Origin of the sequence: Intrasporangium chromatireducens Q5-1 (assembly GCF_000576575.1) — a bacterium.
Taxonomy (GTDB): Bacteria; Actinomycetota; Actinomycetes; order Actinomycetales; family Dermatophilaceae; genus Intrasporangium_A; species Intrasporangium_A chromatireducens.
Window position 1 is genome coordinate 1 of record NZ_AWQS01000045.1, and the last position, 24,448, is coordinate 24,448.

19 protein-coding genes, 3 tRNA genes and 1 pseudogene are annotated in these 24,448 nt (G+C 69.2%); 13 read left to right on the forward strand and 10 right to left on the reverse strand.

Going from position 1 to position 24,448, the window contains the following annotated elements; all coding sequences use genetic code 11:
* Positions 1–56: 56 nt before the first annotated feature.
* On the reverse strand, positions 57–2,072 hold the full coding sequence (locus N864_RS07810) for a hypothetical protein (RefSeq protein WP_051518330.1): 2,016 nt from the start codon (positions 2,070–2,072) through the stop codon (positions 57–59).
* A gap of 461 nt (positions 2,073–2,533) precedes the next feature.
* Here N864_RS07810 and N864_RS07815 point away from each other — a divergent pair, with 461 nt between their 5' ends.
* Genes N864_RS07815 through N864_RS07825 form a run of 3 tightly spaced genes read left to right on the forward strand, consistent with a single transcriptional unit; the run spans position 2,534 to position 6,363 of the window.
* Positions 2,534–4,852 (forward strand): nitric-oxide reductase large subunit, encoded by a 2,319-nt coding sequence (locus N864_RS07815; RefSeq protein WP_205620895.1) that lies wholly within the window; start codon positions 2,534–2,536, stop codon positions 4,850–4,852.
* A gap of 7 nt (positions 4,853–4,859) precedes the next feature.
* Positions 4,860–5,546 carry a hypothetical protein gene (locus tag N864_RS07820; protein ID WP_034715376.1) on the forward strand — a complete coding sequence of 229 codons (687 nt, stop codon included), beginning with the start codon at positions 4,860–4,862 and terminating at the stop codon, positions 5,544–5,546.
* Between the two features lie 4 nt (positions 5,547–5,550).
* Positions 5,551–6,363 (forward strand): slipin family protein, encoded by an 813-nt coding sequence (locus N864_RS07825; protein WP_034715378.1) that lies wholly within the window; start codon positions 5,551–5,553, stop codon positions 6,361–6,363.
* A gap of 58 nt (positions 6,364–6,421) precedes the next feature.
* Here the strand turns inward: N864_RS07825 and N864_RS07830 are convergent, their stop codons facing one another.
* Together N864_RS07830 and N864_RS07835 are read right to left on the reverse strand one after the other, a co-directional pair.
* Positions 6,422–7,090 carry a hypothetical protein gene (locus N864_RS07830; protein WP_205620896.1) on the reverse strand — a complete coding sequence of 223 codons (669 nt, stop codon included), beginning with the start codon at positions 7,088–7,090 and terminating at the stop codon, positions 6,422–6,424.
* 289 nt (positions 7,091–7,379) lie between these two features.
* Positions 7,380–9,704 carry a (Fe-S)-binding protein gene (locus N864_RS07835; protein ID WP_034715381.1) on the reverse strand — a complete coding sequence of 775 codons (2,325 nt, stop codon included), beginning with the start codon at positions 9,702–9,704 and terminating at the stop codon, positions 7,380–7,382.
* A 217-nt stretch (positions 9,705–9,921) separates the two neighbouring features.
* Between N864_RS07835 and cysK the strand changes: the two genes are divergently transcribed.
* Genes cysK through N864_RS07850 form a run of 3 tightly spaced genes read left to right on the forward strand, consistent with a single transcriptional unit; the run spans position 9,922 to position 12,157 of the window.
* The gene (gene cysK / locus N864_RS07840) at positions 9,922–10,851 is read left to right on the forward strand and encodes a cysteine synthase A (protein WP_034715383.1); all 930 of its coding nucleotides are present in this window, start codon (positions 9,922–9,924) and stop codon (positions 10,849–10,851) included.
* Positions 10,852–10,887: 36 nt separating this feature from the next.
* Complete coding sequence (gene cysE, locus N864_RS07845) at positions 10,888–11,586, forward strand: serine O-acetyltransferase (protein ID WP_051518332.1); 699 nt, start codon at positions 10,888–10,890, stop codon at positions 11,584–11,586.
* Between the two features lie 52 nt (positions 11,587–11,638).
* A complete protein-coding gene (locus tag N864_RS07850; RefSeq protein ID WP_034715384.1) occupies positions 11,639–12,157 on the forward strand; it encodes a protein-tyrosine phosphatase family protein in 519 nt (172 codons plus the stop codon).
* Here the strand turns inward: N864_RS07850 and N864_RS23585 are convergent.
* Positions 12,154–13,044, reverse strand: coding sequence for a phosphotransferase enzyme family protein (locus N864_RS23585; RefSeq protein ID WP_051518333.1), 891 nt, complete (start codon positions 13,042–13,044; stop codon positions 12,154–12,156). The genes N864_RS07850 and N864_RS23585 overlap by 4 nt on opposite strands.
* 237 nt (positions 13,045–13,281) lie before the next feature.
* On the opposite strand from N864_RS23585, the gene N864_RS07860 reads away from it, so the two are divergent.
* From N864_RS07860 to N864_RS07870, 3 genes are all read left to right on the forward strand, one after another.
* A tRNA-Ser gene (locus N864_RS07860) sits at positions 13,282–13,368 on the forward strand.
* 590 nt (positions 13,369–13,958) lie between these two features.
* The gene (folP, locus tag N864_RS07865; RefSeq protein WP_034715400.1) at positions 13,959–14,888 is read left to right on the forward strand and encodes a dihydropteroate synthase; all 930 of its coding nucleotides are present in this window, start codon (positions 13,959–13,961) and stop codon (positions 14,886–14,888) included.
* 230 nt (positions 14,889–15,118) lie between these two features.
* Positions 15,119–15,322 carry a cold-shock protein gene (locus N864_RS07870; RefSeq protein ID WP_034715387.1) on the forward strand — a complete coding sequence of 68 codons (204 nt, stop codon included), beginning with the start codon at positions 15,119–15,121 and terminating at the stop codon, positions 15,320–15,322.
* 68 nt (positions 15,323–15,390) lie between these two features.
* Here N864_RS07870 and N864_RS07875 read toward each other — a convergent pair whose 3' ends face one another.
* The gene (locus tag N864_RS07875; RefSeq protein ID WP_034715389.1) at positions 15,391–16,953 is read right to left on the reverse strand and encodes an LCP family protein; all 1,563 of its coding nucleotides are present in this window, start codon (positions 16,951–16,953) and stop codon (positions 15,391–15,393) included.
* A gap of 136 nt (positions 16,954–17,089) precedes the next feature.
* Between N864_RS07875 and N864_RS07880 the strand changes: the two genes are divergently transcribed.
* Positions 17,090–17,180 (forward strand) — tRNA-Ser (locus N864_RS07880).
* A 100-nt stretch (positions 17,181–17,280) separates the two neighbouring features.
* Here N864_RS07880 and N864_RS07885 read toward each other — a convergent pair.
* A complete protein-coding gene (locus tag N864_RS07885) occupies positions 17,281–17,793 on the reverse strand; it encodes a DUF6328 family protein (protein ID WP_034715391.1) in 513 nt (170 codons plus the stop codon).
* 100 nt (positions 17,794–17,893) lie between these two features.
* On the reverse strand, positions 17,894–19,720 hold the full coding sequence (locus N864_RS07890; RefSeq protein ID WP_420805210.1) for a phosphoenolpyruvate carboxykinase (GTP): 1,827 nt from the start codon (positions 19,718–19,720) through the stop codon (positions 17,894–17,896).
* Positions 19,721–20,115: 395 nt separating this feature from the next.
* Between N864_RS07890 and N864_RS07895 the strand changes: the two genes are divergently transcribed.
* Positions 20,116–20,188 (forward strand) — tRNA-Arg (locus N864_RS07895).
* 90 nt (positions 20,189–20,278) lie between these two features.
* On the opposite strand, the gene N864_RS07900 is transcribed toward N864_RS07895, so the two are convergent.
* Positions 20,279–20,512 (reverse strand): three-helix bundle dimerization domain-containing protein, encoded by a 234-nt coding sequence (locus N864_RS07900; protein WP_051518334.1) that lies wholly within the window; start codon positions 20,510–20,512, stop codon positions 20,279–20,281.
* Between the two features lie 138 nt (positions 20,513–20,650).
* Positions 20,651–21,091: a MarR family winged helix-turn-helix transcriptional regulator gene (locus tag N864_RS07905; RefSeq protein WP_240474251.1), complete on the reverse strand. Its 441-nt coding sequence runs from the start codon at positions 21,089–21,091 to the stop codon at positions 20,651–20,653.
* A gap of 112 nt (positions 21,092–21,203) precedes the next feature.
* Here N864_RS07905 and N864_RS07910 point away from each other — a divergent pair, with 112 nt between their 5' ends.
* The gene (locus N864_RS07910; protein ID WP_034715393.1) at positions 21,204–21,866 is read left to right on the forward strand and encodes a maleylpyruvate isomerase family mycothiol-dependent enzyme; all 663 of its coding nucleotides are present in this window, start codon (positions 21,204–21,206) and stop codon (positions 21,864–21,866) included.
* A gap of 11 nt (positions 21,867–21,877) precedes the next feature.
* Here N864_RS07910 and N864_RS26400 read toward each other — a convergent pair.
* Positions 21,878–22,477 (reverse strand): annotated as a pseudogene (locus N864_RS26400) (maleylpyruvate isomerase family mycothiol-dependent enzyme); the annotation flags it as partial.
* A gap of 292 nt (positions 22,478–22,769) precedes the next feature.
* On the opposite strand from N864_RS26400, the gene N864_RS07915 reads away from it, so the two are divergent.
* Positions 22,770–24,410: an AMP-binding protein gene (locus N864_RS07915; protein ID WP_051518335.1), complete on the forward strand. Its 1,641-nt coding sequence runs from the start codon at positions 22,770–22,772 to the stop codon at positions 24,408–24,410.
* Positions 24,411–24,448 lie beyond the last annotated feature (38 nt).

Below are 24,448 nucleotides of genomic sequence, written 5' to 3' on the forward strand. Positions count from 1 at the left end.
CCTCTCGACGGTGTTATCCGTCGAGAGGCCACTACCCGTCGAGGGGCCACTACCCGTCAGGGCACGAAGTGGCTCACGAAGGTCGACCAGTTGCCCAGCGCGGTGCGCGGACCCGGACCGTAACCTGAACCGGCGCAGGTCCCGAGCAGGTTGTCGCCCGAGCCGCCGATGAAGAACGGCCCGCCCCACGTCGTGTAGTCGCAGGCCTCGGCGATGTACTCGCTGGCGAGCCAGACGTGCTGGCCGTCGACGGCGGCCGCGCCGTAGTCACCCCACCGGGTGCGCGGTGGGTTGCCGACCTGCGCCTTGTAGCTCGTGAAGCCGTCGTCGGTCGCCTGGCCGGCACCCCCGGGAACGACGTTCCACGGACCGACCCCGACGATGGCGTCGATCGGCGCGTAGCCGGCGCTCGGGTAGGTGCTGTCACCGGTGGCGGTGAACGCCATGACGCCGCGGCCGCTGGCGGTCACCCCGATGGCGGGATAGGTGAAGTCCTTGCCGGCCGCCCCCAGGTAGCCCTCCATCGCGACCTTCGGTGCGAGGGTCGAGCCGCCGGGCCTGACGACGTACCACGCGACACCCGCGCGGTTGGTGGTGCTGCCGACGGGCGTCACGGCGGTGTCCAGGGCGCCCCAGAGCTTGCCGTTCGCGTAGGTCACCTGCTGCATCCGGGTGTCGTTGGAGTCCGGGGTGGAGACCACCTCGTTGTGCGCCGGCTCCGTCCCGAAGAGCAGCCGCCAGCACCCCACGCCCGCGATGGTCGGCGTCGTCGTGTCGTTGATGCACCGACCCTGCGGTGTGGCGTCGGTCGGCGGCTGCCCGGATCCGGGCTGCTGCTGCTTCGGCGGCAGGGCATAGAGCCCGACGTCGACGATCTTGTTGCTCAGGTGGACGTTCGGTGTCGCCGAGTCGAGCGACGCGGTGTTCGTCATCGACCAGACCACGAGCTGGCTGGACGTGTAGCTGCCGCCCGTACCCGTCACGGGGTGCGTTGCCTCGTCAGCGGCGTTCGAGCTGAGGAGGTATTCGGTGCCGTTGCTGGCGGTGTTGAACGACGACGTCCCGGGTGACTGCGCAGGCCACACCGTGAAGCCAGGCTGCGTTGCTCCGGCCTCGCTCGGGGCTGCGACCATCCCGGAGGTGTCGAAGTGCTGCAGTCGGACATTCGCGGCGCCGCGTGCGAGCTGAGCCTTGGACAGCGCGTAGACCTGCGCACCGGCGAAGCCGTTGCTGTTCCACGGGTAGGCGTTCGTCGTGAGGTAGAAGCCGTTCGCGTCGGCGCCGATGTGCGGGTAGTCACCGAGGAACGGGCCGGGGTTGACGCCGCCCGCGTTCGTGCCGTCGTTCGTCACGTCGAGGCGGTAGATGTTCCACTGTCCGGTGGGGTTGGCCGTCTGCGTGACCGCGATGTCCAGGTGGTTCTGCGTGGTGTAAGCGCCGGTCGCCGGGTTGACCTCGAGGGCCAGCACCACGAGGAAGAACCGCTGCGTGGCGGCGTCATACAGGCAGCTGGGGTCGGTGACGAACTGGCCGCGTGCCCCCGTCGTCCGGTTGACGGCGGCCGGGTAGCCGAAGAAGGAGTTGAGGTCGACGGCGTGGTCGACGTTGCGCGGGTGACTGCCGACGACGTTCGTCGCCGTGTTGTCGGGGAGCACCGACGCGCCGGAGGAGTCGTAGACGTTCATGACGTCGTTGACCGCCTCGACGACGTAGCCGCCGCCGACGCAGAGGCCCTGGTCGGGCGGCTCGAGAGTGAACTGGTTGCCGCCGCGGGCATACCGCTGCTGGTAGAGGTTGAGGCCCGCGAACCCGTTCTGGAACGTCGGGTTCGACTTGGCCTTCTTGCCGCTGTTGACCGAGGCGCCCTTGCCCGGGGCGTGGCCCTGGGACAGGGTGCGGTCGGTGACGACACCGGCGTACGGCTCGGGCGAGTTGTTCTCCGCCTCCTGGGCGGGGAACTCGAGCGAGCTGCCGGACCCGGACGGGGTGAAGAGGCCGGTGAGCGGCGAGGTCGTGCCGACGAGGCTGAGCGACTGGGGGGCCGCGTTCGCCGGCAGTGACGGCAGCGCCATCGCTGCCAGGACAAGGGCAGGTGCTGCAAGAGCACCGGTACGCGCAAGGTGCGCGCGACGCAACGCCATGGTTGGTGTCCTTTCGAGGTACGGCCAGCCCCGGGGCGCGCCGCACGGAGACGGTGGCGTCTCGAAGGTCTGGCCTGCCAGACCGATGCGGGGGCGACCGACCGCGGTTATCGGCGTCGCCGTGAATGCCGCGTCGTCCTCCCCGCCACTGTCCCACCGCAGGCTTCTGCGTGGGGGCGGAACGAGCACACGAGACGACAGCGCGACCGAGCCGTCCCACGGCAGGTGGCGGAGCGGCATACCGACGAATCCCCTTTGCCCCGATACGGGCCCCCGATTTCCAACGCGCGCGATCGGAGGACCGCTGCTAGCGTCAAATGCCAGCAATCAGACCGTCGCCGCCGTAGCCAGTGCTCCTCCTCCAACCGTCCGCCGCAGCTACAGGAGTCTTGATGGCAAACCAGACCATGTCGCCTCAACCCGGACAGACCCGCCAGATGCTCGTCTCCCGTGGCTGGGTCCAAGGCGTCGCCCTCGTGATGCTCTTCAGCTTCTTCGTCATGGGCTTCCTGACCTTCCGCACCTACACCGCCTCGATGCCGCAGCCCGACAAGGTCGTCACCCAGGACGGGCAGACGCTCTTCACGGGGGCGGAGATCACCGAGGGGCAGCGGCTCTTCCAGGCGCGGGGCCTCATGCAGTACGGCTCGATCATGGGCCACGGCGGCTACCTCGGGCAGGACTTCACCGCTGAATACCTGCGCAACGCAGCCGAGTTCACCAAGAAGCACTACACCGACGCCGGGGCTCAGGACCCGCAGGGCCGGACGGTGACGGAGTGGCGGACCAACCGCTACGACGCGTCGACGGGCACCCTGACCTTCACGAACGTGCAGGCCGACGCCTTCCGCGCCCAGCTGCAGTACTACACCAGCTTCTTCGGCGAGAACTCCACCAAGTACGGCCTCAAGCCGCAGGTCGTGACCGACCCCGCCGAGGTCAAGGCGCTCACCTCCTTCTTCGCCTGGACCGCGTGGGCCTCCGCAGCGGAACGACCCGGGTTCGGCTACTCCTACACGAACAACTGGCCCATGGAGCCACGCGTCGAGAACGGGCCGACGGCCGACATGCTCGTCTGGTCCGGGCTGTCGCTCATCGTGCTGATCGGTGGCACCGGCATCATGTTCGCCATCTATGGGCGGTGGAGCCGCAAGATCGGCTGGCACTCCGAGGAGGCACCGACCATCTCGTTCCGGCAGCCGGGCGAGGTCGGCCTCACGCTGGCCCAACGGGCGACGGCCTGGTTCTTCTTCGTCATCGCACTGCTCTTCCTGGTCCAGACCGTCCTCGGCGCGGCAGCCGAGCACTACCGGGCCGACATCCTGTCCTTCTTCGGGTTCGACCTCGCCCGCGTGCTGCCGTTCAACCTCGCTCGCACCTGGCACCTGCAGCTGTCGCTCTTCTGGACCGCCGCCGGGTTCCTCGCCGCCGGCATCTTCCTCACCCCGATGATCTCGGGCCGGGAGCCGAAGGGGCAGAGCAAGCTCGCCTACGCCCTCCTCGGCGCCCTCGCCGTCGTCGTCTTCGGCTCGCTGGCGGCGGAGGGACTCTCGATCCACGGCGTCTCGTGGGCCAAGGGGCCGCTGTTCGAGCAGCAGTGGGAGTACCTCGACCTCCCGCGGGTCTTCCAGATCCTGCTGACGCTGGGGATGGTGGTCTGGATCGTCATCATCTACCGAGGGATTCGCGGCCGGCTGCGCGGCGAGTCGAAGGGCAACATGCCCTGGCTCTTCTTCTTCTCGGCGCTGACGATCCCCGCCTTCTACGCCGTGGGGCTGCTCGCGACGACCGAGACCCACCTGTCCGTCGCCGAGTTCTGGCGGTTCTGGGTCGTGCACCTGTGGGTCGAGGACTTCCTCGAGCTGTTCACCACCGTCATGGTCGCGTACATCTTCGTCATGCTCGGCGTCGTCCGCGAGAAGATCGCCCTCGGCATCATCTTCCTCGACGTCATCCTCTACTCGATGGGTGGCGTCATCGGCACGATGCACCACCTGTACTTCTCCGGCACCCCGGTCGAGCACATGGCCCTCGGTGCCTTCTTCTCCGCAGCGGAGGTCATCCCGCTGACCTTCCTCACCGTAGAGGCCTGGGCGTTCATGCAGCTCGGCTCTCGGCAGGAGGCCAAGTCGTCCAAGCCGTTCCCCCACCGCTGGGCCGTCATGTTCCTTGTCGCGGTCGGGTTCTGGAACTTCCTCGGCGCCGGCGTGTTCGGCTTCCTCATCAACCTGCCGATCGTCAGCTACTACGAGATCGGCACCGCACTGACCGCCAACCACGGCCACGCCGCGATGATGGGCGTCTACGGCATGCTCGCCGTCGGGCTGGCGATGTTCGCCCTGCGCTATCTCATCCCGGCGGACAAGTGGCCTGAGAAGTGGGCTCGAATCTCCTTCTGGAGCCTCAACATCGGTCTGGCCTGGATGGTGTTCGCCACCCTCCTGCCGCTCGGGGTGCTCCAGCTCTACCACTCCGTCGGCAGCGGCTACTACGAGGCGCGCACGCTGGGCTACATCACCAACCCGAACAACGCGCTCCTCGAGTGGAGCCGCATGCCCGGCGACATCATCTTCATCGTCGGCGGCGTCCTGCCGTTCCTCTGGATCACCTGGCTCGGCGTGCGGCACTTCCGGCACGGCGAGACCGTCGAGGAGATGCCGCAGGACGTCCTGTTCGTCGAGCTGGAGCCGGCCGGCCGAGAGCGGAGGTGACGGGTCGATGCAGCCGCCCTCCGTCACCGTCCTGCTCGTCAGCGGCTATGCCTTCGTGCTGTTGCTCATCGCGTGGGGCTTCGACCACATGGGCCAGCGGTCGGCCGAGAAGGCGGCCCAGTGGCGCACGGGCAACTTCGTCTACCACTCGGACCAGGACGCGTGGAAGTGCCACCAGGACGAGTGGCTCTATCCCGCCTCGTTCGACCCGGACAAGCGGGTGATCCGGTATGCCGGTCAGCACGCCATCTGCGGTCGGTGCCCCATCAAGGACGAGTGTTCGCCGAGTCCGGGGCCCCGCGAGCTGACCCGTGCGATCGACCCGTGGCCCCACTCCGAGTCGGGGCGGTTCCACCGTGGGATCAGCCTCTGCGTGGCGGTCATCGCGGTCTTCCTCTCGGCGGCGATGCTGCTCGGCGCCCACGATGCGGCCGACGTGATCATCCTCGTCTCGACCGTCATCGTCACCCTCGTGGTCGCCGCCGGCCTCGGGCGCGCGTTGGTGCGCACGCCGGCCAACTTCCCGCAGTCGGTCCCGCACGAGGCCTCGTCCGCGGCGGTCGACGTGCCGCGGCGCCGGCCGGAGCCCGCCCCGGCCTCGCTCGACCAGGTCGTCGACCGCTACGCCAGGCGCTGGGCCAGCGAACGCCGGCGCGCCCCGGTCGACCTGCCCAACCCCTCCGTCAGAGAGTGATCACATGCCAAGTTGGATCGCCCCCGTCGCCTCCGTCGTCATCGTCGTCGTCGCCCTCGTCGTGACGTGTCTGCGGGTGATCCCGCAGTACGAGCGGGGCGTCGTCTTCCGCTTCGGCCGGCTGCGGCCCCTCTATGGCCCGGGACTGAAGTTCCTCGTGCCCGGCATGGATCGGCTCGAGCGGGTCGACCTGCGGGTCGTCACCCTGACGATCCCGCCACAGGAGGTCATCACCCGCGACAACGTCCCGGCCCGGGTCAACGCGGTGGTCCTCTTCAACGTGGTGGACCCGGAGGCGGCCATCATGCAGGTCGAGAACTACGCGATCGCGACCTCGCAGATCGCGCAGACCACGCTGCGCTCGGTGCTCGGTCGCGCCGACCTCGACACCCTGCTCGCGCACCGGGAGGACCTCAACACCGACCTGCGCGAGATCATGGAGCTGCAGACGAAGCCTTGGGGCGTCGACGTGTCGGTCGTCGAGATCAAGGATGTCGAGATCCCCGAGCAGATGCAGCGGGCCATGGCCAAGGAGGCCGAGGCCGAGCGGGAACGGCGGGCCAAGGTGATCAATGCCCGAGGTGAGCTGCAGGCGTCGGCGGAGCTCAAGCAGGCGGCCGACATGCTCTCGCAGAGCCCGGCCTCGCTGCAGCTGCGCTACCTGCAGACGCTGCTCGAGCTCGGCGCGGACCAGAACTCCACGGTGGTCTTCCCGCTGCCGATGGACGTCATCGGCCCACTCATCAACCGGTTGGCCCCTCCGGCCGGCAGCACCCAGAACGGCGACAACGGCCAGGGAGAGGTCGTCGCCGACTGAGGGGCCGGCGCCGACGACGCGCGCGCCGGCCCCTCGTGCCGACCCCTCGTGCCTTCGCTCAGCTGCCGGACAGCTCGGGGCGCCGGTCCTTGGCGGCCGGCTCCCAGGGCACCTCGAGGCGGGAGGTCGAGGCGGGAACCGGCGGCATGAAGCTCTTCGTGTCGTCGATGCAGGCCCGCAACAGCCGGACGAGCCGGTCCGGCGTGTCGGTCACGCACGCCTCCGCGATCGCGTCGATCGAGAGCGCGACGAGCCGGCGGGCGGCGTGCGAGCGCAGCGGCCGACGCAGGGCCCCCGCGCGGGCGGTGAAGTCCCGCGCCCACTTCTCGGCGCTCGGCGCGGTCGACAGGGCCTCGCGGCACATCCGCCCGAGCGGACCGGTCTCGCCCTCGAGCTGGGCGAGCGTGCGTTCCGCGGCGAGGAGGCCGACGGCGAGAGCGTGCTGCGCGCGCTCCGACGAGACGGGGAGCGCCTCGGTGGCGCACCGCGCGGCGATGGCCGCGTCGACGCGCGGGTCGTCCGGGTTGAGACCGACGACCTCGGGGATCATCACGACCAGGCGTTGTCTGGTCGGGTCGTCCACCGCGTCGTTGACGCACCGCGCAGCCGCGGCCAGCACCGGATGCGTGCACTTGGGGTGGTCGCTCCATCGCTCGCCGGCGAGGAACGAGGCCATCTCCATGAAGCAGGCGCCCGATCTGGGGTTCCAGTGGCGACCTTGGGACAAGACCGGGACTCCGTCAGGGATAGGCATGGCTCGTCGTGGCATGACGCCTCCTGCTGTGATCGGGAACCATGAGGGCCCACGTCCAGAATGCGCCACCCATACCCCGGTTGGCCAGAGTCCATTCGGATTCGGCTGTACGAAAAGCACGTCGGCGCCGCGACGCCCCCCAGCCCGTATGCCGCTGAGCCCGCCCCGCGCCCACGTGGGCTTCGAGCGGGGCGGGCTCAGCGGCATACCGCGTACCGTGTTGGCGAGCCCGCTGGGACGGCGCTCGTCGACGCGTGCCGTGTCAGGCGGTCGGCGCGGGCTCCGGCTCGGGCTGGACGGCCTCCTCGGCCGGGCCGCCGCCGTCGCCGCGGCGGACTGCCGCGAGCAGCATCTGCGCCACGTCGACGACCTCGACCTCCTCGGTCGCCTTGCCGTCCTGGATGGCCGCGTTGAGGCCGTCGCTCAGCATCACCTTGCAGAAGGGGCAGCCGATCGCGATCCGGTCGGCGCCCGTCGCGAGCGCCTCCTCGGTGCGGTTCGTGTTGATCCGGGTGCCGAGCTTCTCCTCCATCCACATCCGAGCCCCGCCGGCGCCGCAGCAGAAGGACTTCTCCCGGCTGCGCTCCATCTCGGCGTACTCGACGCCGGGCAGGATCTGGAGCAGCTCGCGCGGCGGTGCGTACACCTGGTTGTGCCGGCCGAGGTAGCACGGGTCGTGGTAGGTGACCTTGTGGCCGGTGGAGGCGGCGCCGGTGGAGGAGGCATCGTCGGGTCGGGCGACCGGGGTGAGCCGCTTCTCGCGGACCAGCCGGTTGAGCAGCTGGGTGTGGTGCAGCACCTCGTAGTTGCCCCCGAGCTGCGGGTACTCGTTCTTGATCGTGTTGAAGCAGTGGGCGCAGGTGACGACGATCTTCGTGGCGCCGACCTCGTTGAGCGTCTCGACGTTCTGCTGCGCGAGCATCTGGAAGAGGAACTCGTTGCCGGCGCGGCGGGCCGAGTCACCGGTGCACGCCTCGCCGTCGCCGAGGACGGCGAACTTCACGCCGGCCGTGTGGAGCAGCTCCGCGACGGCGCGGGTCGTCTTCTTGGCGCGGTCCTCGTAGGCGCCGGCGCAGCCGACCCAGAAGAGGTAGTCGACCTCGGAGAGGTCCTCGACGTCGGCGCCGACCTGGGGCACGTCGAAGTCGAGCCCCTTGGCCCAGTCCATCCGCAGCCGCGGTGCGAGGCCCCACGGGTTGGCGTTCTTCTCGAGGTTCTTGAAGAGGTTGCCCAGCTCGGCAGGGAAGGCCGACTCGATGAGGTTCTTGTAGCGGCGCATGTCGACGATCGCATCGACGTGCTCGATGTCGACCGGGCACTGCTCGACGCAGGCACCGCACGTCGTGCACGACCAGAGCACGTCGTCGTCGATGACGGCGTCCGGACCGTACGGGGTGTAGGCGCCGAGCGGGTCGCCCGGCTGGTAGCCGGTCGCCCCGACGAGCTGCTCGACGGAGGCGGCCGCCTTCGTCCGGTCGGACAGGCCCTCCGCCTGCTCGAGCCCGGCGGCCCGCACCTCCTCGGAGGCGAGCAGCCACGGTGCCTTCGCGTGCGCGTTGTCGCGCAGCGCCATCACCATGAGCTTGGGCGACAGCGGCTTGTCGGTGTTCCAAGCCGGGCACTGGCTCTGGCACCGACCGCACTCGGTGCACGTGGTGAAGTCGAGCAGGCCCTTCCACGTGAAGTCCTCGACCTTGCCGACGCCCAGTGCGGCGTCCTCGTCGAGCTCGTCGATGTTCTCGAAGTCGAGCGGCTTGCCGTCGACCTTGATCGGCTGCAGCTCGGCGAGGGAGGTGCGCCCGTCGGCGTGGCGCTTGAACCAGATGTTGAAGAACGCGAGGAACCGGTGCCAGGCCACCCCCATCGTGGGGGTGAGGGCGATCGTGATCATCCAGGCGAAGGAGATCAGGATCTTGACGGCCGCGACGATGACGATCGCGTTGCCGAGTGCGGCCGCGGACGCGCCGGAGAAGAGGCCGCCGAGCCACGCCGTCATCGGGAAGTGGAGGAGGGTCGCATGGCCCGGGTCTTGCTGTTGGCCCAGGGCGTACTCGAGGCCACGCAGGAGCAGGATGCAGATCGTGACGCCGAGGATGGTCAGCTCGACGTAGTACGCCTGCCAGAAGGTGGAGCCGAAGAACCGGCTGCGGCGGCCGTGCTCGCCGGGGGCCGAGCGAGGGTGCTTGACCTGCCGGATGGTCATGAGCACGAGGATCCCGACGAAGCCGGTCCAGGCGAAGAACTCGGTGACCCACTCGAACGGCGGGAACTGCCCGATGAGGGGCAGGATGAAGGAGGGGTCGAGGAGCTGCCCGAACGCGTTGACCAGGGTGAAGAAGAGGATCCCGAAGCTGATCATCGTGAACCAGTGCGCGACTGCGACGATGGGCAGCCGTGACATCCGGGTGTGCCCGAGGAACTCGCGGACCAGAGTCGCGGTCCGCTCGCCCTTGTGGTCGCTCCGCGCCTCCGGCTGGCCGAGCCGGAAGGTCGCCAGGAAGTGGTTGATCGTGCGGACGAACAACGCGACGGCGACGGCGGTCACGGCCAGGCAGACGACGATGGCCACGATCTGTAGGGCAGACATGCGCGGCAGTCTACTGACGAGTCACTCGAACCCCACGGGACTGTGACGTCCGTCGCCCGCCTGCTGACCGAGGGCCCTGCAGCGTCTCGGCAGACGGGATGACGGCTCCGCGGTGTCGCCCGGCAATAACGGCGTGTTGGAATAGGCATAACGCGTCGCCGGTTGTCCCGGGGACACGACATCCATCCGTCCGCCAGCTCGAAGGGGGCCCTCGCCCATGCCGATCCACGATGACGTCACCCAGCTCGTCGGCAACACGCCGCTCGTCCGGCTCAACAAGGTCATGGACGGCGCCGACGCCACGGTCGCCGCCAAGCTGGAGTTCTACAACCCGGCCAGCTCGGTCAAGGACCGCATCGGCGTCGCCATCGTCGACGCCGCCGAGCGCAGCGGCGAGCTGAAGCCCGGGGGCACGATCATCGAGGCCACCTCCGGCAACACCGGCATCGCACTCGCCATGGTCGGGGCCGCACGCGGCTACAAGGTCGTCCTGACGATGCCCTCGTCGATGTCGAACGAGCGCAAGGCGCTGCTGCGGGCCTTCGGTGCCGAGCTCGTCCTGACCGAGCCGGCCGCCGGCATGAAGGGCGCCGTGGAGAAGGCCGACGAGATCGCTGCCGAGCGTGGTGGCGTGCTCGCCCGTCAGTTCGCCAACGAGGCGAACCCGGAGATCCACCGCCGCACGACGGCGGAGGAGATCTGGAAGGACACCGACGGAGCCGTGGACATCGTCGTGGCCGGCATCGGCACCGGTGGCACGATCACCGGCGTCGGCCAGGTGCTCAAGGAACGCAAGCCGGGTGTGCAGATCGTCGCGGTGGAGCCGGCGGAGTCGCCGATCCTCAACGGCGGCCAGCCCGGACCTCACAAGATCCAGGGCCTCGGCGCGAACTTCGTGCCCGAGATCCTCGACACCTCGGTCTACGACGAGGTCATCGACGTCGACGCGGAGACCGCCGTGAAGTATGCCCGCCGCGCTGCCACCGAGGAGGGCCTGCTCGTGGGTATCTCCTCCGGAGCGGCGCTCGCCGCCGCGGCCCGGGTCGCGAAGCGCCCGGAGAACAAGGGTAAGACGATCGTGGTGATCATCCCCTCGTTCGGCGAGCGCTACGTCTCGACGATCCTCTTCGAGGGCCTCGGCGAGTGAGCCGGCGGCTCGAGCACCGGAAGGTGAAGCACTGACATGTCGACCGCACCTCGCGACGCGGGCGCCGAGGCGACCGCCCGGACCCCGCTGACGCTCGTCCGCGGGGAGGAGCGCCAGCCCGCTCAGCGGCATACCCGGCGTTCGTATGCCGCTGGGCTCGGCTTCGTGCGCACGCTCGCCCAGCGGGTGGCCGAGGACGTCACCGGCGCGATGGAGCGCGACCCGGCGGCCGGCTCCCGGCTCGAGGTCGTGCTGACCTCGCCCGGGCTGCATGCCGTCTGGGGCCACCGCGCGGCGCACGCGCTGTGGCGGCTGCCCGGCGGACGGCTGCCCGCACGGCTGCTCGCGACGGGGGTCCGCTTCGCGACGGGTGTCGAGATCCACCCCGCGGCGCGGATCGGGCGGCGCTTCTTCATCGACCACGGAATGGGCGTCGTCATCGGCGAGACGGCCGAGGTCGGCGACGACGTGATGGTCTATCACGGCGTGACGCTCGGCGGCCGCTCGATGGCCCGGATCAAACGCCACCCGACCGTGGGCAACCGCGTCACGATCGGCACCGGCGCGCGCGTGCTCGGTCCGGTGGAGATCGGCGACGACGTCCAGATCGGCGCCAACTCCGTTGTCGTCAAAGACATTCCGTCCGGCGCGGTGGCAACCGGGATCCCGGCGCGGCTCCGCTTCCCCAAGAAGGGCGGGCTCAACCAGTGGGTGGACCCGGCCATCTACATCTGAGCGGAGGGCCCCGCCGGCGGTCCACGAGCGGTGGGGTGGATAGCGTGGGCACATGTCGGCGGTGAGCAACGAGGTCAACTTCACGACGGAGCGCGTGGAGCTGCCGGGGGTCACCCCCACCGACCCGCCCACCGTGCAGTTGCCCGGCCAGCTGTGGCACGGGGGGTGCCCGGTCGACTTCGACTGGGTGCGTCGGACCGGCATCGACGTCGTGGTGGACCTGGCCGACGCGGACAGTGTCGCACCCGCCGGCGAGGTGGAGCACCTCACCTATCTGATGTGCCCGCTGGTCGACGGCTCGGAGCTGCCCTCGCCCGTCCTCACCCTGGGTCTGGCCCGGCTCGTGGCCGACCTCGTCAGGGACGGCCGTCAGACCCTGGTCCACTGCACCTTCGGCCGCAACCGGTCCGGGCTGCTCGCCACCCTCGTCGTGCGCGAGCTGCTCGGTGTGTCCGGGGCCGATGCGCTGGCCCACGTGCAGGCCCACCGCGCCGGTGCCGTGAACAACGACGGCTTCGCCGCATGGTTGCGTTCCCTGCCGCCGCCCGGCGGCGACGCCTCCGCCGGCTAGAGGGGCTGCCGCCAGAGGGCGACCTCGGCCGGGACCCAGTCCAGGGGGCGCCCGTGCTGGCGGTCGTCCCAGAGCCGGAACGCCACTCCGCCGAGGTCGGCGATCCGATCCAGCACCGGAAGGCCGGGCCAACCGCGCACATCGAACCCGTACGCATCACAGAAGGCCCGGTAGTCCTCGGCGCTGATCTCGCCGTCCGCGACCCGGCGCGCGGCCGAGGCCAGGTCGTACTCGCGCGGACCGACTGCCGCCCAGTCCAGGTCGATCAGGCGCGGGCCGTCGAGGGTGCGGATGACGTTGGAGGGCGAGACGTCGCCATGAATGACGCCGTGGCCGAGGTCGGAGCGGAGCTCCGCGAGCGCAGCGAGGAGTCCTGCTCGGGCGTCGAGCAGGACGGCGGCCTGCTCCGGGGCAAGGCCGGCGACCTGCCCGGGGAGGCGGGACAGCGGGGACCAGGCGGGCAGGCCGGTCAGGTCGTGCTCGGTGTGGAACCGGCGGAGCAGCGTGCTGACCTCGAGCCAGGTGGCCGGACCGCATGCGGTGAGCCAGCGGGAGACCGTGACGACCCCGTGGTCGGTGGACACGGCGCCCTCCTCACTGACGTGGGCCGTCAGGGAGTCCGCGAGCCGCCCGGCGATCATGTCGAGGTGCTGTGGACAGGTGCCCGGCGGGTACACCTTGACGGCATGGTCGCCGGCTCGGAGGATCACCGTCGTGAGCGCGCTGACCTCGGTCACGACCCGCCCGAGCGCGGTGCGCAGCTGCGGCCGGGCCGCTTCGAGCGCGGCCAGTGCCTCGGCGGCGCCCCAACCGGGGGTCGGCAGCGGCAGCGGCGGTGTGACCTCGGGCACCGGGGCCGAGGTCTGCACGGTGGGCGACGTGGTCATCGAGGCAGGACTCCGAACTTGCAGTGAACAGCTGATGAAGTGTGCCAGATGGCGCTGCCCCTTCATGCCCGGATGTGCGTTGGCCGGGGGCCGCGAACCCACCCAGCGGTCGGAGAGCGCAACTCGACCATCGAAAGCACGATCCCGACGATCGAGAGACCGCTCAGGCGGACGGCGGTTCGCTTGCTCGGGCCAGTGCTCAGCGCTGTGGTCGATGGGGCAGAATGACTGTCCACTGGAGGGCTCGCATAGTGGCCTAGTGCGGCGGTCTTGAAAACCGCTATGGGGTTACACCCATCGTGGGTTCGAATCCCACGCCCTCCGCCGATCCCGCCGATCCCGCCGATCCCGCCGGTTCGAGGTAATCCAAGGACACCACCGACCGGTAATTACCTCGAACCAGCGCGGGGTGGTGGGGTTCGAGGTAATCCAAGGACACCACTGACCGGTAATTACCTGGAACCAGCGGGGGGGCGGGACGACAAAAGGGCCCCAGCTCGTGCTGGAACCCTTTGCTTCGTCGAGGAGCGGCGACCTCAGAGCAGGCCGAGCATCTCCTCTGCCGTGGTGTGAGCCTTGAACTGCGGGACTGGGCCGCCTACGGACGGGCGGGCCATCGCCGCGAAGAACGAGACGAGGTACGACATGGCTGTATTCAGTTTCCTCAGGTTGCAAACGGCCCTGTGGGGCCAGGTGGTCGGCCGTCATTGCGGGACGATCGGGACCGGCAGCTCTTCGTCGTGCGGCCCCCGAGTGCAACCGTGGCGACGAAGTTCGTCTGCATGGCCAGCATAACAGTTCGGACACCATGCCCTGACCACTCTTGACCCTCCTGAGGCGCCATGAGATACGAGGGTGTGACCAGCCGACCTGAGGGTGACCCGACCCTGCGTGCCGACGAGATCCTGCGGCGGCTGGCGCCGGTGGACCTGCCGGCCGCTCGGCCGCTCGTCCTGCGCGGCCGCCGGTTCGACGCCGCGAGACCGGCGGTGATGGCGATCGTCAACCGCACTCGCGACTCCTTCTTCAGCGGCAACCGCCATGCCGACCTCGACGCCGCCAAGCGCGCGCTCGCGGCGGCCGTCGAGGCAGGTGCCGACATCGTCGACGTCGGCGGCGTCCGCGCCGGGCAGGAGGGCGAGGACGTCGATGCGGCCGAGGAGGTCCGTCGCGTCGTCCCCTTTCTCGAGTGGGCCCGCGCCACCCACCCCGACGTGCTCCTCAGCATCGACACATGGCGCTCGGAGGTCGCCCGTGAGGCCGGTGCCGTCGGCGTCGATCTCGTCAACGACACGTGGGCCGCGGCCGATCCCGACCTGGTCCACGTCGCCGCCGAGATCGGCGCCGGCTACGTCGTGTCGCACACCGGTGGGCTCCCGCCGAGGACCGACCCGGTCGACGTCACCTATGGCGAGGACCCGCTCGACGTCGTGCGCGACGTGCTGACGACGCTCGCCGAGGGCGCGCGTGTGGCCGAGCTCAGCGGCATACCGGCTGACCGCGTCCTCGTCGACCCGACTCTCGACTTCGGCAAGACGACCGCGAACTCTCTGGAGGTGCTGCGGCACACGGCCGACGTCGTCGCCCTGGGCTACCCCGTCCTGCAAGCGATGTCGCGCAAGGACTTCGTCGGCGAGACGCTCGACCTGCCGCCCGAGGAGCGGCTCGAGGGGTCGCTCGCGGCGACCGCGGTCGCGGCGTGGCTGGGGGCCACCGTCTTTCGCGCGCACGACGTGCAGGCGACCCGGCGCGTCCTCGACATGGTGGCGACGATCCGCGGTGACCGAGCACCGCTGCTGGCCGTGCGAGGCGTCTCGCGTCCGTCTGGTGAGAACACCGGGTGAACAGTGAAAAACCGGCCCGACTTCACCGCGCGCAGCGATGCCCCGCATGCTACGGTCGAGCCGGTTGCAGTTGCAGTTCCTCGCAGTCGAGTAGGTGCCCGTCATCCAGATGGTGACGGGATTTCTTTTCGGCGTCGACGGGTCCGCCCGACGAGTGGAGTCAAGCGGCAGCCACGGGGTTCCGCGCGGTGCGGGATCCCACTGGCTCAACAGAAGGAAGAGTTACCCGTATGGCACAGGGCACCGTCAAGTGGTTCAACGCCGAAAAGGGCTTTGGTTTCATCGCCCAGGACGGCGGCGGCCCGGACGTCTTCGTCCACTACTCGGCCATCCAGTCGAACGGCTACCGTTCGCTGGAAGAGGCACAGCGCGTCGAGTTCGAGGTCACGCAGGGCCCCAAGGGTCCGCAGGCCGACCAGGTTCGTCCGCTCTGACCCAGGCAGCGCGACACCGCGTTCTCTGACAACAGCCCCCCGGCTCCGGCCGGGGGGCTGTTGTCGTCTCAGCACTCGTCTTCGTTGGTGAGGCCGGCCGTGCCCGACGGGGTGGGCGTCGGAGTCGGGGACGGCGTCGACGTCTCGGGTGCGACCGTCTCGTGCGTGGCGGTGCCGGCCGGCTTCGGCTTCGGCTTCGGCGGGTTGAGCGCCTTCTCGATGGCCTTGCGGATCACCGCGAAGTCGGGCGACGCCGTGTTGACGCCGTGCTTCGGGTCGAGCGCCACGCTGGTGATCTTCGCCTGCTGGACACGCTCGATGAGGTCGACGTAGGCGCTGAGGTTCTGGCCCGGGATGTCGGTGTAGATGTTGTCCTTGGCGATCCGCGCGATGTCTGCGTACTTCGCGAGCATGGCCGCCGGGTTGACTTGGTTAACGACCGCCTTGATGACGCACCGCTGCCGACCCATTCGGGCGTAGTCGTCGTCCGCTGCACGAGTACGCGCGTACCAGAGGGCGTGATATCCGTCAAGGTGCTGCAGGCCCGGCTCGAAGTAGCCGTTGACCCCGACAACTTTCCCGTTGACAACGTGCCCGCCGATCGGCAAGCGACCTCCGTATGCGCCGGTCCGTACATTTATCTCGACCCCCCCCATGGCGTCGACCAGTTGCACGAAGCCCTTGAGGTCAATGACGACAGTGTGGTCCAGTTTCAGGCCGACTACCTCGGAAATCACGTCCCGGATCGTCTCGCGGCCGGGGCTGGCCACTCCTGGGTAACTTCCTGGGTGATTGGCTGCCCACTGATCCGCCTCAGTCCAAATGGCGTTCAGGAGGCAACCGTCGGAGGAGTCCTTCTGTTGGCGGATGCAATAGGGCTTGCCGTACACACCGGACGGGTAGAGCTGGCGGAGCGGGCTCTTCTTTGGGATCGGCACGTACTGCAGGTTGCGTGGAAGCGAGATGAGCACCGTGTTGCCGGTGTGGGTGTTGATGCTCGCGACGATCATCGAGTCGGTCCGGGTCCCGGTGCGTCCGACGCCGGCGTCGGAGCCGAGCAGGAGGATGTTGACCCGCGGGGTGTTGGCCCAGGGGTCCTCGCCCTCGGCCAGCTGCGGGCCCTCAGTCGTCCCGGTCGTGTTCGTCTTGAAGACCGACTGGATCGTGTCCTGGGTGATCGTCGCGTACTCGGCCGCCTTGTAGGACGTGCCCCCGACGAGCAGCACCATGACCGTCGTGAACGCGGCGAGGACGCGACTCCGTGTCCGGTCGAGCCATGCCGGCCGCGTCCGGATCGCGGTGAGGACGATCGAGCCGCACCAGACGAGGCCGCCGACGACGAACGCGATGGCCGCGAAGCGGAGCAGTTCCGGACGCCCGGCGAGGGCCAGCCCAGATCGCATCACGCCGTGGGTGAGCACGAACCACGCGAGCGCGGCCAGGGCGACGACGGTGACCGCGACAAGGGCCCAGCCGAGCCGTCGGTTGCGGGTACGTGTCAGCCCGGCGCCTGGAATGAGTGTGCCGAGGGCGGTGAGACCGACGGCTCGCCGAAAGCGACGGCCCAATTCACGGCGGCGGCTCTCGCGGCTTTCCGGGCCCACAGCGCGTCGGTCGGGCGCGGCGGTCATCTCGTTCTCCTTCAGACGGTGCAACGCCTGCATTGTGCCCTGCGGCCCTGTGGGCCGCATGCGAGCGCTGTGTTTTGGTCACCGGCCGCCGCACCGGTAGCCTGTGCACGCCCGTCCGTCTTCGACGTGTGGGTGTGGAGGCGTCGCATAGTGGCCTAGTGCGCCCGCCTGCTAAGCGGGTTGGGGTTGATTACCCCTCGCGGGTTCAAATCCCGCCGCCTCCGCCAACTGATGAAGGGCCGCCCCCGGAGCCAAGCGGAGGGGGCGGCCCTTCATCACGGCTCCCGCGCCACATACGGACTGCATCGTCGGCGGTCCACGCGGGCCTCAGTCGTCTCCCGGGGGCTCCTCCTCGCGGTTGTGCGACGGCGTCGTCCGCTTGTGCCACTCCGGCACGGCGACCCACAGCGCAAGCGCGAGCAGGGCCACGGCCGCTCCCGTCACGATGGCAAGGACCGGGCTGAACAGGACGTCGAGCACGAGGACGACGCCGCCCACGACCGCGAGCGCGAGGGTGAACAGGCCCCACGAGAGCAGCCCCGAGGTGTACTTGACGATGAAGTCCTTGACGCCGCGGCGGAACAGCACCCGGTGGATCGCGACGGGTGCGGTGAAGAAGACGACCGAGAACGCCGACGCCGTCAGGATGACGAAGTAGATCCGCAACTGCACCGGGGTCAGAACGGTGAACCGGGACTGGAAGGGCAGGGTCAGCAGGAAGGCGAACAGGATCTGCACGCCGGCCTGCGCGATCCGCACCTCCTGGAGCTGCTCGTTGAAGTTGCGGTCGAGGCGCTGGCCGTCGGACTCGTTCCGCGAGTAGGGCTCGTCGCCATGCATGAAGTCATGCTGGCACGAGCAAGGCCCGGCGCCACCGAGGAGGTGGCACCGGGCCCCGCATCACGTCGTCCGCCCCGCTACCGGCGAGGGCGGACAGACCTCATTCGGCCGCGTCGAGGCGGGCCTTGAGGCCGTCGTACTCGGAGCGCAGCTCGGTCGGGAGCTGCTCTCCGAACTTGTCCAGCCACTCCTCGATGAGGGGCAGCTCCGCGCGCCACTCCGCGACGTCGACCTTGGAGGCCTTGGCCACCGTCTCGGGGGTCGCGTCGAGGCCGTCGACGTCGATCGAGTCGGGGGTCGGGACGAAGCCGATCGGGGTCTCGACCGCGTCGGCCGTGCCCTCGATGCGCTCGACGACCCACTTGAGGACGCGGCTGTTGTCGCCGAAGCCCGGCCACAGGAACGAGCCGTCCTCGTCGCGACGGAACCAGTTGACCCCGAAGATCTTCGGCAGCTTCGACGCGTCGGCCTGCTTGCCGATCTCGAGCCAGTGGTTCATGTAGTCGCCGGCGTGGTAGCCGATGAAGGGCAGCATCGCCATCGGGTCACGCCGCACCACGCCCACTGCGCCGGTCGCGGCAGCGGTGGTCTCCGAGGAGAGCGTCGCGCCGACGAAGGTGCCGTGCGTCCAGTCCCGGGACTCGTAGACGAGCGGCACGGTCGTCTTGCGGCGCCCGCCGAAGAGGATCGCCGAGATCGGCACACCCTGCGGGTCGTCGTACTCGGGGGCGATCATCGGGCACTGCTTCGCCGGGGTGCAGAAGCGCGAGTTCGGGTGCGCTGCCGGGGTGCCGGCCTCGCCGTCGGCCGGCGTCCAGTCCTTGCCCAGCCAGGAGGTGAGGTGGGCCGGGACCTCGTCGGTCATGCCCTCCCACCACACGTCGCCGTCGTCGGTCAGTGCGACGTTCGTGAAGATCGAGTTGCCCTTGTTGACCGTCGCCATGGCGTTCGGGTTCGTCGAGTCACCGGTGCCCGGGGCCACCCCGAAGAGGCCGAACTCGGGGTTGACGGCGTAGAGCCGGCCGTCGGCGCCGAAACGCATCCAGGCGATGTCGTCGCCGACCATCTCGGCCTTCCAGCCGGGGATGGTGGGCGTCAGCATGGCCAGGTTGGTCTTGCCACAGGCGGACGGGAATGCCGCGGCGATGTAGTGGACCTTCCCCTCGGGGGAGGTGAGCTTGAGGATGAGCATGTGCTCGGCCATCCAGCCCTCGTCACGCGCGATGACGGAGGCGATGCGCAGGGCGTAGCACTTCTTGCCGAGCAGCGCGTTGCCGCCGTAGCCGGAGCCGTAGCTCCAGATGGCCCGCTCTTCCGGGAAGTGGACGATGTACTTCGTGTCGTTGCACGGCCACGCGACGTCCTGCTGGCCCTCCTCGAGGGGGGCGCCGACGGAGTGCAGCGCCGGCACGAACTCGACCTGGGTCTCCTCCATCTTGCGGAGGATGTCGCTGCCGATGCGCGCCATGATCCGCATCGAGACGACGACATAGGCGGAGTCGGTGATCTCGACGCCGAACTTCGGGTCCTCGGCCTCGAGGTGGCCCATGACGAAGGGGATGACGTACATGGTGCGGCCCTTCATCGAGCCGCGGTAGAGGTCGGTGAGGATGGACTTCATCTCGTCGGGCGCCATCCAGTTGTTGGTCGGCCCGGCATCCTTCTCGTCCTGCGAGCAGATGTACGTGCGGCCCTCGACGCGGGCGACGTCGCTCGGGTCGGAGGCGCAGTAGAAGGAGTTCGGCTTCTTGCTGTCGTCGAGCCGCACGAAGGTGCCCGCGTCGACGAGCTCGTCGGTCAGCTCGGTCCACTCCTCGTCGCTGCCCGTGATCCAGCGGACGTCGCGCGGCTGCGTCAGCTCGGCGACCTCGCTCACCCACTCGGCCAGGCGAGCATGCGTCGTCTGGCTGGTCGTCGTCGTAGTCAACTTCAGAACCTCATCCCTTGCTGGTGGTGCCCGGACCACCTCGTGCCGGTGCTTGTTCAACCGTGGACGGCCGATGGGTGTCCACATCGTGAACAGATGACGTGATGGGTTCACGGTACGCCGGGGCGTCCGTGGCCTTCGACGGCCAGATACCCGCTCGCTCGTGAATCCGCTCACAAGCGCGCGGAGGCGCAAGGAATTCGACAGGAGGCTGTCGGTTTCTTGCAGAACTTTCAGGCCGGTATGCCGCTGAGCCCGGTGCCGCTCGTCCGCTCGCGCCCGCGGACGGGTCCTGCCGCTGGTCCGCGGCTGAGCGCCATACCTCCCGATTTCGTGGGCGGCAGCGGACGCGCTAAGGTAACTGATCGTCCCGCCTGCGGAAGCGACCGGGACCTGCACCCGTAGCTCAACGGATAGAGCATCTGACTACGGATCAGAAGGTTAGGGGTTCGAATCCCTTCGGGTGCGCGCTGTGTTGAGACAGTAACCAGAGCCCTGACCAACGGAGACGTCGGTCGGGGCCCTGCGCTGTGCCCGGGGCCGAGGATCGGTCCGGCGCTACTCCAGCTCCACCTGGGGGCCGACCTCCTCCTCTGCGGGGGCCAAGGCCGCGAGCCGGTCCTGCGCGGCGTGCTCGACGAGGACGGGGACGAAGTCCCGGATCGGTCCGTCCAGGCTGGCATGGGCGGTGCGCACCGCTGCCTCGACCACCGTGGGGGACAGGCCCGGGAAGCGCTCCTGCAGCCGCGTCTGTACTTCGGCCAGCGACTCGGCCTCGGTCTCCTCGCCCATGTCGGCCAGTCTGACCCATCAGCCGCGGACTGGACAGGTTCGCGACCTGTGAACCCTCTGCCATCCACCTGAGAGGGGGGTCGCGCACCACTCCCACGCCGCCGGTGTGAGGTCAGCCGCAACGGAGCGGGCCGGGGGCTACTGGCCCACGTACGGATCAGTGATCTCCCGGAGCTGCGTGAGGGCTTCGCGGAGCTGCCGCATGCGACGAGGACCGAGGTGTGCCGCCCACTCACCCTCGATGCGCTGCTCCTCGGCTCGGGCGACGGGGATCATGGCCTCGGCGCGCCCGGTGAGGCGGACCAGTCGGGCTCGACCGTCGCCTGGATCGGGCACCCGCTGCACGTAGCCGGCGGCCTCCAGCTTGTCCACGAGGGCCGTCGCCGTCTGCTTCGCGATGCCGGCCCGGTCGGCGAGGACCGTGAGTCGTGTGCCGGTTGGGTCGATCCCGGCGAGCAGGCGCCCCTGTGCCTGCGTGACGTCGGTGAAGCCGGCATCGCGCAGGGCGGTGAAGATGCTGCCCTCGGCGGCGCGGTGGGCAATGAACATCAGGAGTGGAGTGGGCAGCTCGCGGGTCACTGGGCCTCTTGCGCTCGTCCTATGGCAGAACTAAATTGGTTCGATTCACGAACCAGTTCGACTGTATCACCCGCTTGCTCGGCGGACGGGAGTGGCGGCGGGAAGGAGAGCCATGGACGATGACCAGCTCTGGGCGGCGATCGACGACCAGCGCCGACGCACGGCCGACCTGCTCGACTCCCTCACCGACGAACAGTGGGACCATCCCTCGCTCTGCGCCGGCTGGACGGTGCGGCACGTCGCGGCACACCTCACCCTTCAGCAGCAGCGCCTGCGCGACATCGCCGTGTTCACGCTGCACAACCCCCGGCTGCTGCGCAGCGGCACCCTCAACCGCGTCATTCACGACACGGCGGTGATGCAGGCCCGGCTCCCGCGCGCGGAGATCACCGGCCGCATCCGCGCCATGGTCGGGTCGCGGCGCCACAACAGCTTCGTCACGCCACGTGAGACGCTGACCGACATCCTCGTGCACGGCCAGGACATCGCGGTCCCGCTCGGGCGCCACCTCGACATGCTCCCGCACGCTGCGGCCGAGGCGGCCGGCCGGATCTGGGACACCCGAGGATCCTGGATGGCAAGGGTCTTCGACACGCTCCCACTCGAGGGCTACCGGCTCTCGGCCACCGATGTCGAGTGGACGGTCGGCGACGGCTCCGAGGTGGCCGGGCCGGTCCGCGCGCTCCTGCTCCTGCTCACCGGCCGGCCCGTGGCGCTGGGCGAGCTGGTCGGGCCCGGGGCCGAGGAGCTGCGTCGGCAGCGCCAAGCGGCGTGATCGGGGAGCGGTCCCGTGAGCTCCAGGGTGAAGGGTTCACCCGTCCACGCGCGTGCGACGTCGCGCACCACCTGTGCGACCACTTCGGGCTCTGCTGTCGACTCCGCCATCGGTGTCTCGGTCGCTCGCGAGATGTCGACTCGGTGCATCCAGATGTCACGGGTGTAGATGACGTCGCAGAGGTAGCCCAATGTGTCACCGGGCAGTCCGCCCTGAGAGGTCGGCAGCGGCATCCGGCGCAGCAACGCGGGCAGCCGCTCACGCCCCCGAGTAGCCTTGGGCGCCAAGGGCTCCAGCTCCGCCATGAGCTCGTCAGGGGTGGCAGTGCGCCGGTCGGCCAGCTGGGCGTCGTTCACCTTGTCGACGAGCAGACGGTTGCGGTCGCGGACGAGCGCCGGCAGATAGTGCCGCGCCTGCACCCACGGGCGGGCGGACTCCTCGGCGGCCCCGACGACGTGCGCCACGATGTCGCGCACCGTCCAGCCAGTGCAGTCGGTCGGAGCCGACCACGCGCTCGACGGAAGAGCGCGAAGGGAAGCAAGCAGAGCGGCATACTCCTGCATGGACTGCGCCCCAGCGGCAGCCCGCGGCGTCATCGCGACGGTGCTCATGAGCCCCCCAGTGAAGTCCTGATCACGATTCCACACGACGTGGACAGGCCTCACCGCATCGAAGGAAGAGGTTCGGCAACGGCCTCGTTCGTATCTCGGCGCCCGCCGGAAGGAAGCGCGATGGGCGCCCGTCCCTGCTCGGGGGATCAGGGACGGGCGCTACCTGTAGGACGCTCGGCCGGGCGCTTCATGACGACGTTTTCGGTGTGACTCCTGACGCGTCGCCCTTGCACAGCGGCCGGGTGCAGGATTTGCTGTGGAATGAACGAGCCCACCGACCCGGAGGACACCGATGTCCGCTCCTGCCCAGACCGCATCCGAGACCCTGTCGCACACCGTCGGTGAGACCGAACCACCGCTCATCGAGCAGACGATCGGTGACAACTTCGACGCGACCGTGGCGCGGTTCCCGGACCGTGAGGCGTTGGTCGACGTGGCGCAGGGCCGGCGCTGGACCTACGCGCAGCTGCAGGAGGACGTCGACCGGTTGGCGCGGGCCCTGATGGCGGTCGGCGTCGCCAAGGGTGACCGTGTGGGCATCTGGGCGCCGAACTGCTCGGAGTGGACGCTGACGCAGTACGCGACGGCCAAGATCGGCGCGATCCTCGTCAACATCAACCCCGCGTACCGGGCCCACGAGCTGCACTACGTCCTTGGCCAGGCCGGGATCTCGACGCTCATCTCGGCCAAGGAGTTCAAGTCGAGCAACTACGCGGCCATGATCGACGAGGTCCGTCCGGACCTGCCCGGTCTCGAGCGGGTCATCCTGATCGGCACTCCCGACTGGGACGAGCTGCTGGGGCACGCGGACGACGTGTCGGCCGAGCAGCTGGCCCAGGTGCAGGCCGGCCTCGACAACAACGACGCGATCAACATCCAGTACACCTCCGGCACGACGGGCTTCCCGAAGGGCGCGACGCTCTCGCACCGGAACATCCTCAACAACGGGTTCTTCGTCGGCGAGCTGTGCGACTACACCGAGCAGGACCGGGTCTGCATCCCGGTGCCCTTCTACCACTGCTTCGGAATGGTGATGGGCAACCTCGCGTGCACGACCCACGGTGCCTGCATGGTCATCCCGGCGCCGGGCTTCGACCCCGCCATCACGCTGCAGACCGTCCAGGACGAGAAGTGCACGAGCCTCTACGGCGTGCCGACGATGTTCATCGCCGAGTGGAACCTGCCGGACTTCGCCGACTACGACATCTCGACGGTGCGGACCGGGATCATGGCCGGCTCGCCCTGTCCCGCCGAGCTGATGAAGAAGCTGATCGCCTCGGGCATCGAGGAGATGACGATCTGCTACGGCATGACGGAGACCTCGCCGGTGTCGACGCAGAACCGGACGGACGACACGTTCGAGCAGAAGACGCGGACCGTAGGCCGGGTCGGCCCGCACCTCGAGATCCGGATCGCGGACCCGGCCACGGGCGAGGTCGTGCCCCGCGGCGTCCCGGGCGAGTTCCAGACCAAGGGCTACTCGGTCATGCTCGGCTACTGGCAGCAGCCGGACAAGACGGCCGAGGCGATCGAGGACGGCTGGATGCACACCGGTGACATCGGGATCATGCACGACGACGGCTACGTCGAGATCACCGGCCGGATCAAGGACATGGTGATCCGCGGCGGCGAGAACGTCTATCCGCGTGAGATCGAGGAGTTCCTCTACACCCACCCGGACATCCTCGACGCCCAGGTCATCGGCGTGCCCGACGCGAAGTACGGCGAGGAGCTCTGCGCCTGGATCCGGATGCGCCCGGGGACCGAGCCGATCACGGCGGAGTCGCTCCGGGAGTTCTGCAGTGGGCAGCTCGCGCACTACAAGATCCCGCGCTACGTCGAGATCGTCGACGAGTTCCCGATGACGGTGACGGGCAAGATCCGCAAGGTCGAGATGCGGGAGGTGACGACCAAGAAGCTCGGCCTCACGTGAGCGCAGTGGAGCGGTATGCCGCTGAGCCGGCTCAGCGG

What these genes read in the sequence shown, in the direction of transcription:
- N864_RS07810 (WP_051518330.1), bottom strand. Translation starts at nt 2,072, where the DNA reads ATGGCGCTGCCGTCACTGCCGGCGAACGCGGCCCCCCAGTCGCTCAGC.
- N864_RS07815 (WP_205620895.1), top strand. Translation starts at nt 2,534, where the DNA reads ATGGCAAACCAGACCATGTCGCCTCAACCCGGACAGACCCGCCAGATG.
- N864_RS07820 (WP_034715376.1), top strand. Translation starts at nt 4,860, where the DNA reads ATGCAGCCGCCCTCCGTCACCGTCCTGCTCGTCAGCGGCTATGCCTTC.
- N864_RS07825 (WP_034715378.1), top strand. Translation starts at nt 5,551, where the DNA reads ATGCCAAGTTGGATCGCCCCCGTCGCCTCCGTCGTCATCGTCGTCGTC.
- N864_RS07835 (WP_034715381.1), bottom strand. Translation starts at nt 9,704, where the DNA reads ATGTCTGCCCTACAGATCGTGGCCATCGTCGTCTGCCTGGCCGTGACC.
- cysK (WP_034715383.1), top strand. Translation starts at nt 9,922, where the DNA reads ATGCCGATCCACGATGACGTCACCCAGCTCGTCGGCAACACGCCGCTC.
- cysE (WP_051518332.1), top strand. Translation starts at nt 10,888, where the DNA reads ATGTCGACCGCACCTCGCGACGCGGGCGCCGAGGCGACCGCCCGGACC.
- N864_RS07850 (WP_034715384.1), top strand. Translation starts at nt 11,639, where the DNA reads ATGTCGGCGGTGAGCAACGAGGTCAACTTCACGACGGAGCGCGTGGAG.
- N864_RS23585 (WP_051518333.1), bottom strand. Translation starts at nt 13,044, where the DNA reads ATGACCACGTCGCCCACCGTGCAGACCTCGGCCCCGGTGCCCGAGGTC.
- N864_RS07870 (WP_034715387.1), top strand. Translation starts at nt 15,119, where the DNA reads ATGGCACAGGGCACCGTCAAGTGGTTCAACGCCGAAAAGGGCTTTGGT.
- N864_RS07875 (WP_034715389.1), bottom strand. Translation starts at nt 16,953, where the DNA reads ATGACCGCCGCGCCCGACCGACGCGCTGTGGGCCCGGAAAGCCGCGAG.
- N864_RS07885 (WP_034715391.1), bottom strand. Translation starts at nt 17,793, where the DNA reads ATGCATGGCGACGAGCCCTACTCGCGGAACGAGTCCGACGGCCAGCGC.
- N864_RS07900 (WP_051518334.1), bottom strand. Translation starts at nt 20,512, where the DNA reads ATGGGCGAGGAGACCGAGGCCGAGTCGCTGGCCGAAGTACAGACGCGG.
- N864_RS07910 (WP_034715393.1), top strand. Translation starts at nt 21,204, where the DNA reads ATGGACGATGACCAGCTCTGGGCGGCGATCGACGACCAGCGCCGACGC.
- N864_RS07915 (WP_051518335.1), top strand. Translation starts at nt 22,770, where the DNA reads ATGTCCGCTCCTGCCCAGACCGCATCCGAGACCCTGTCGCACACCGTC.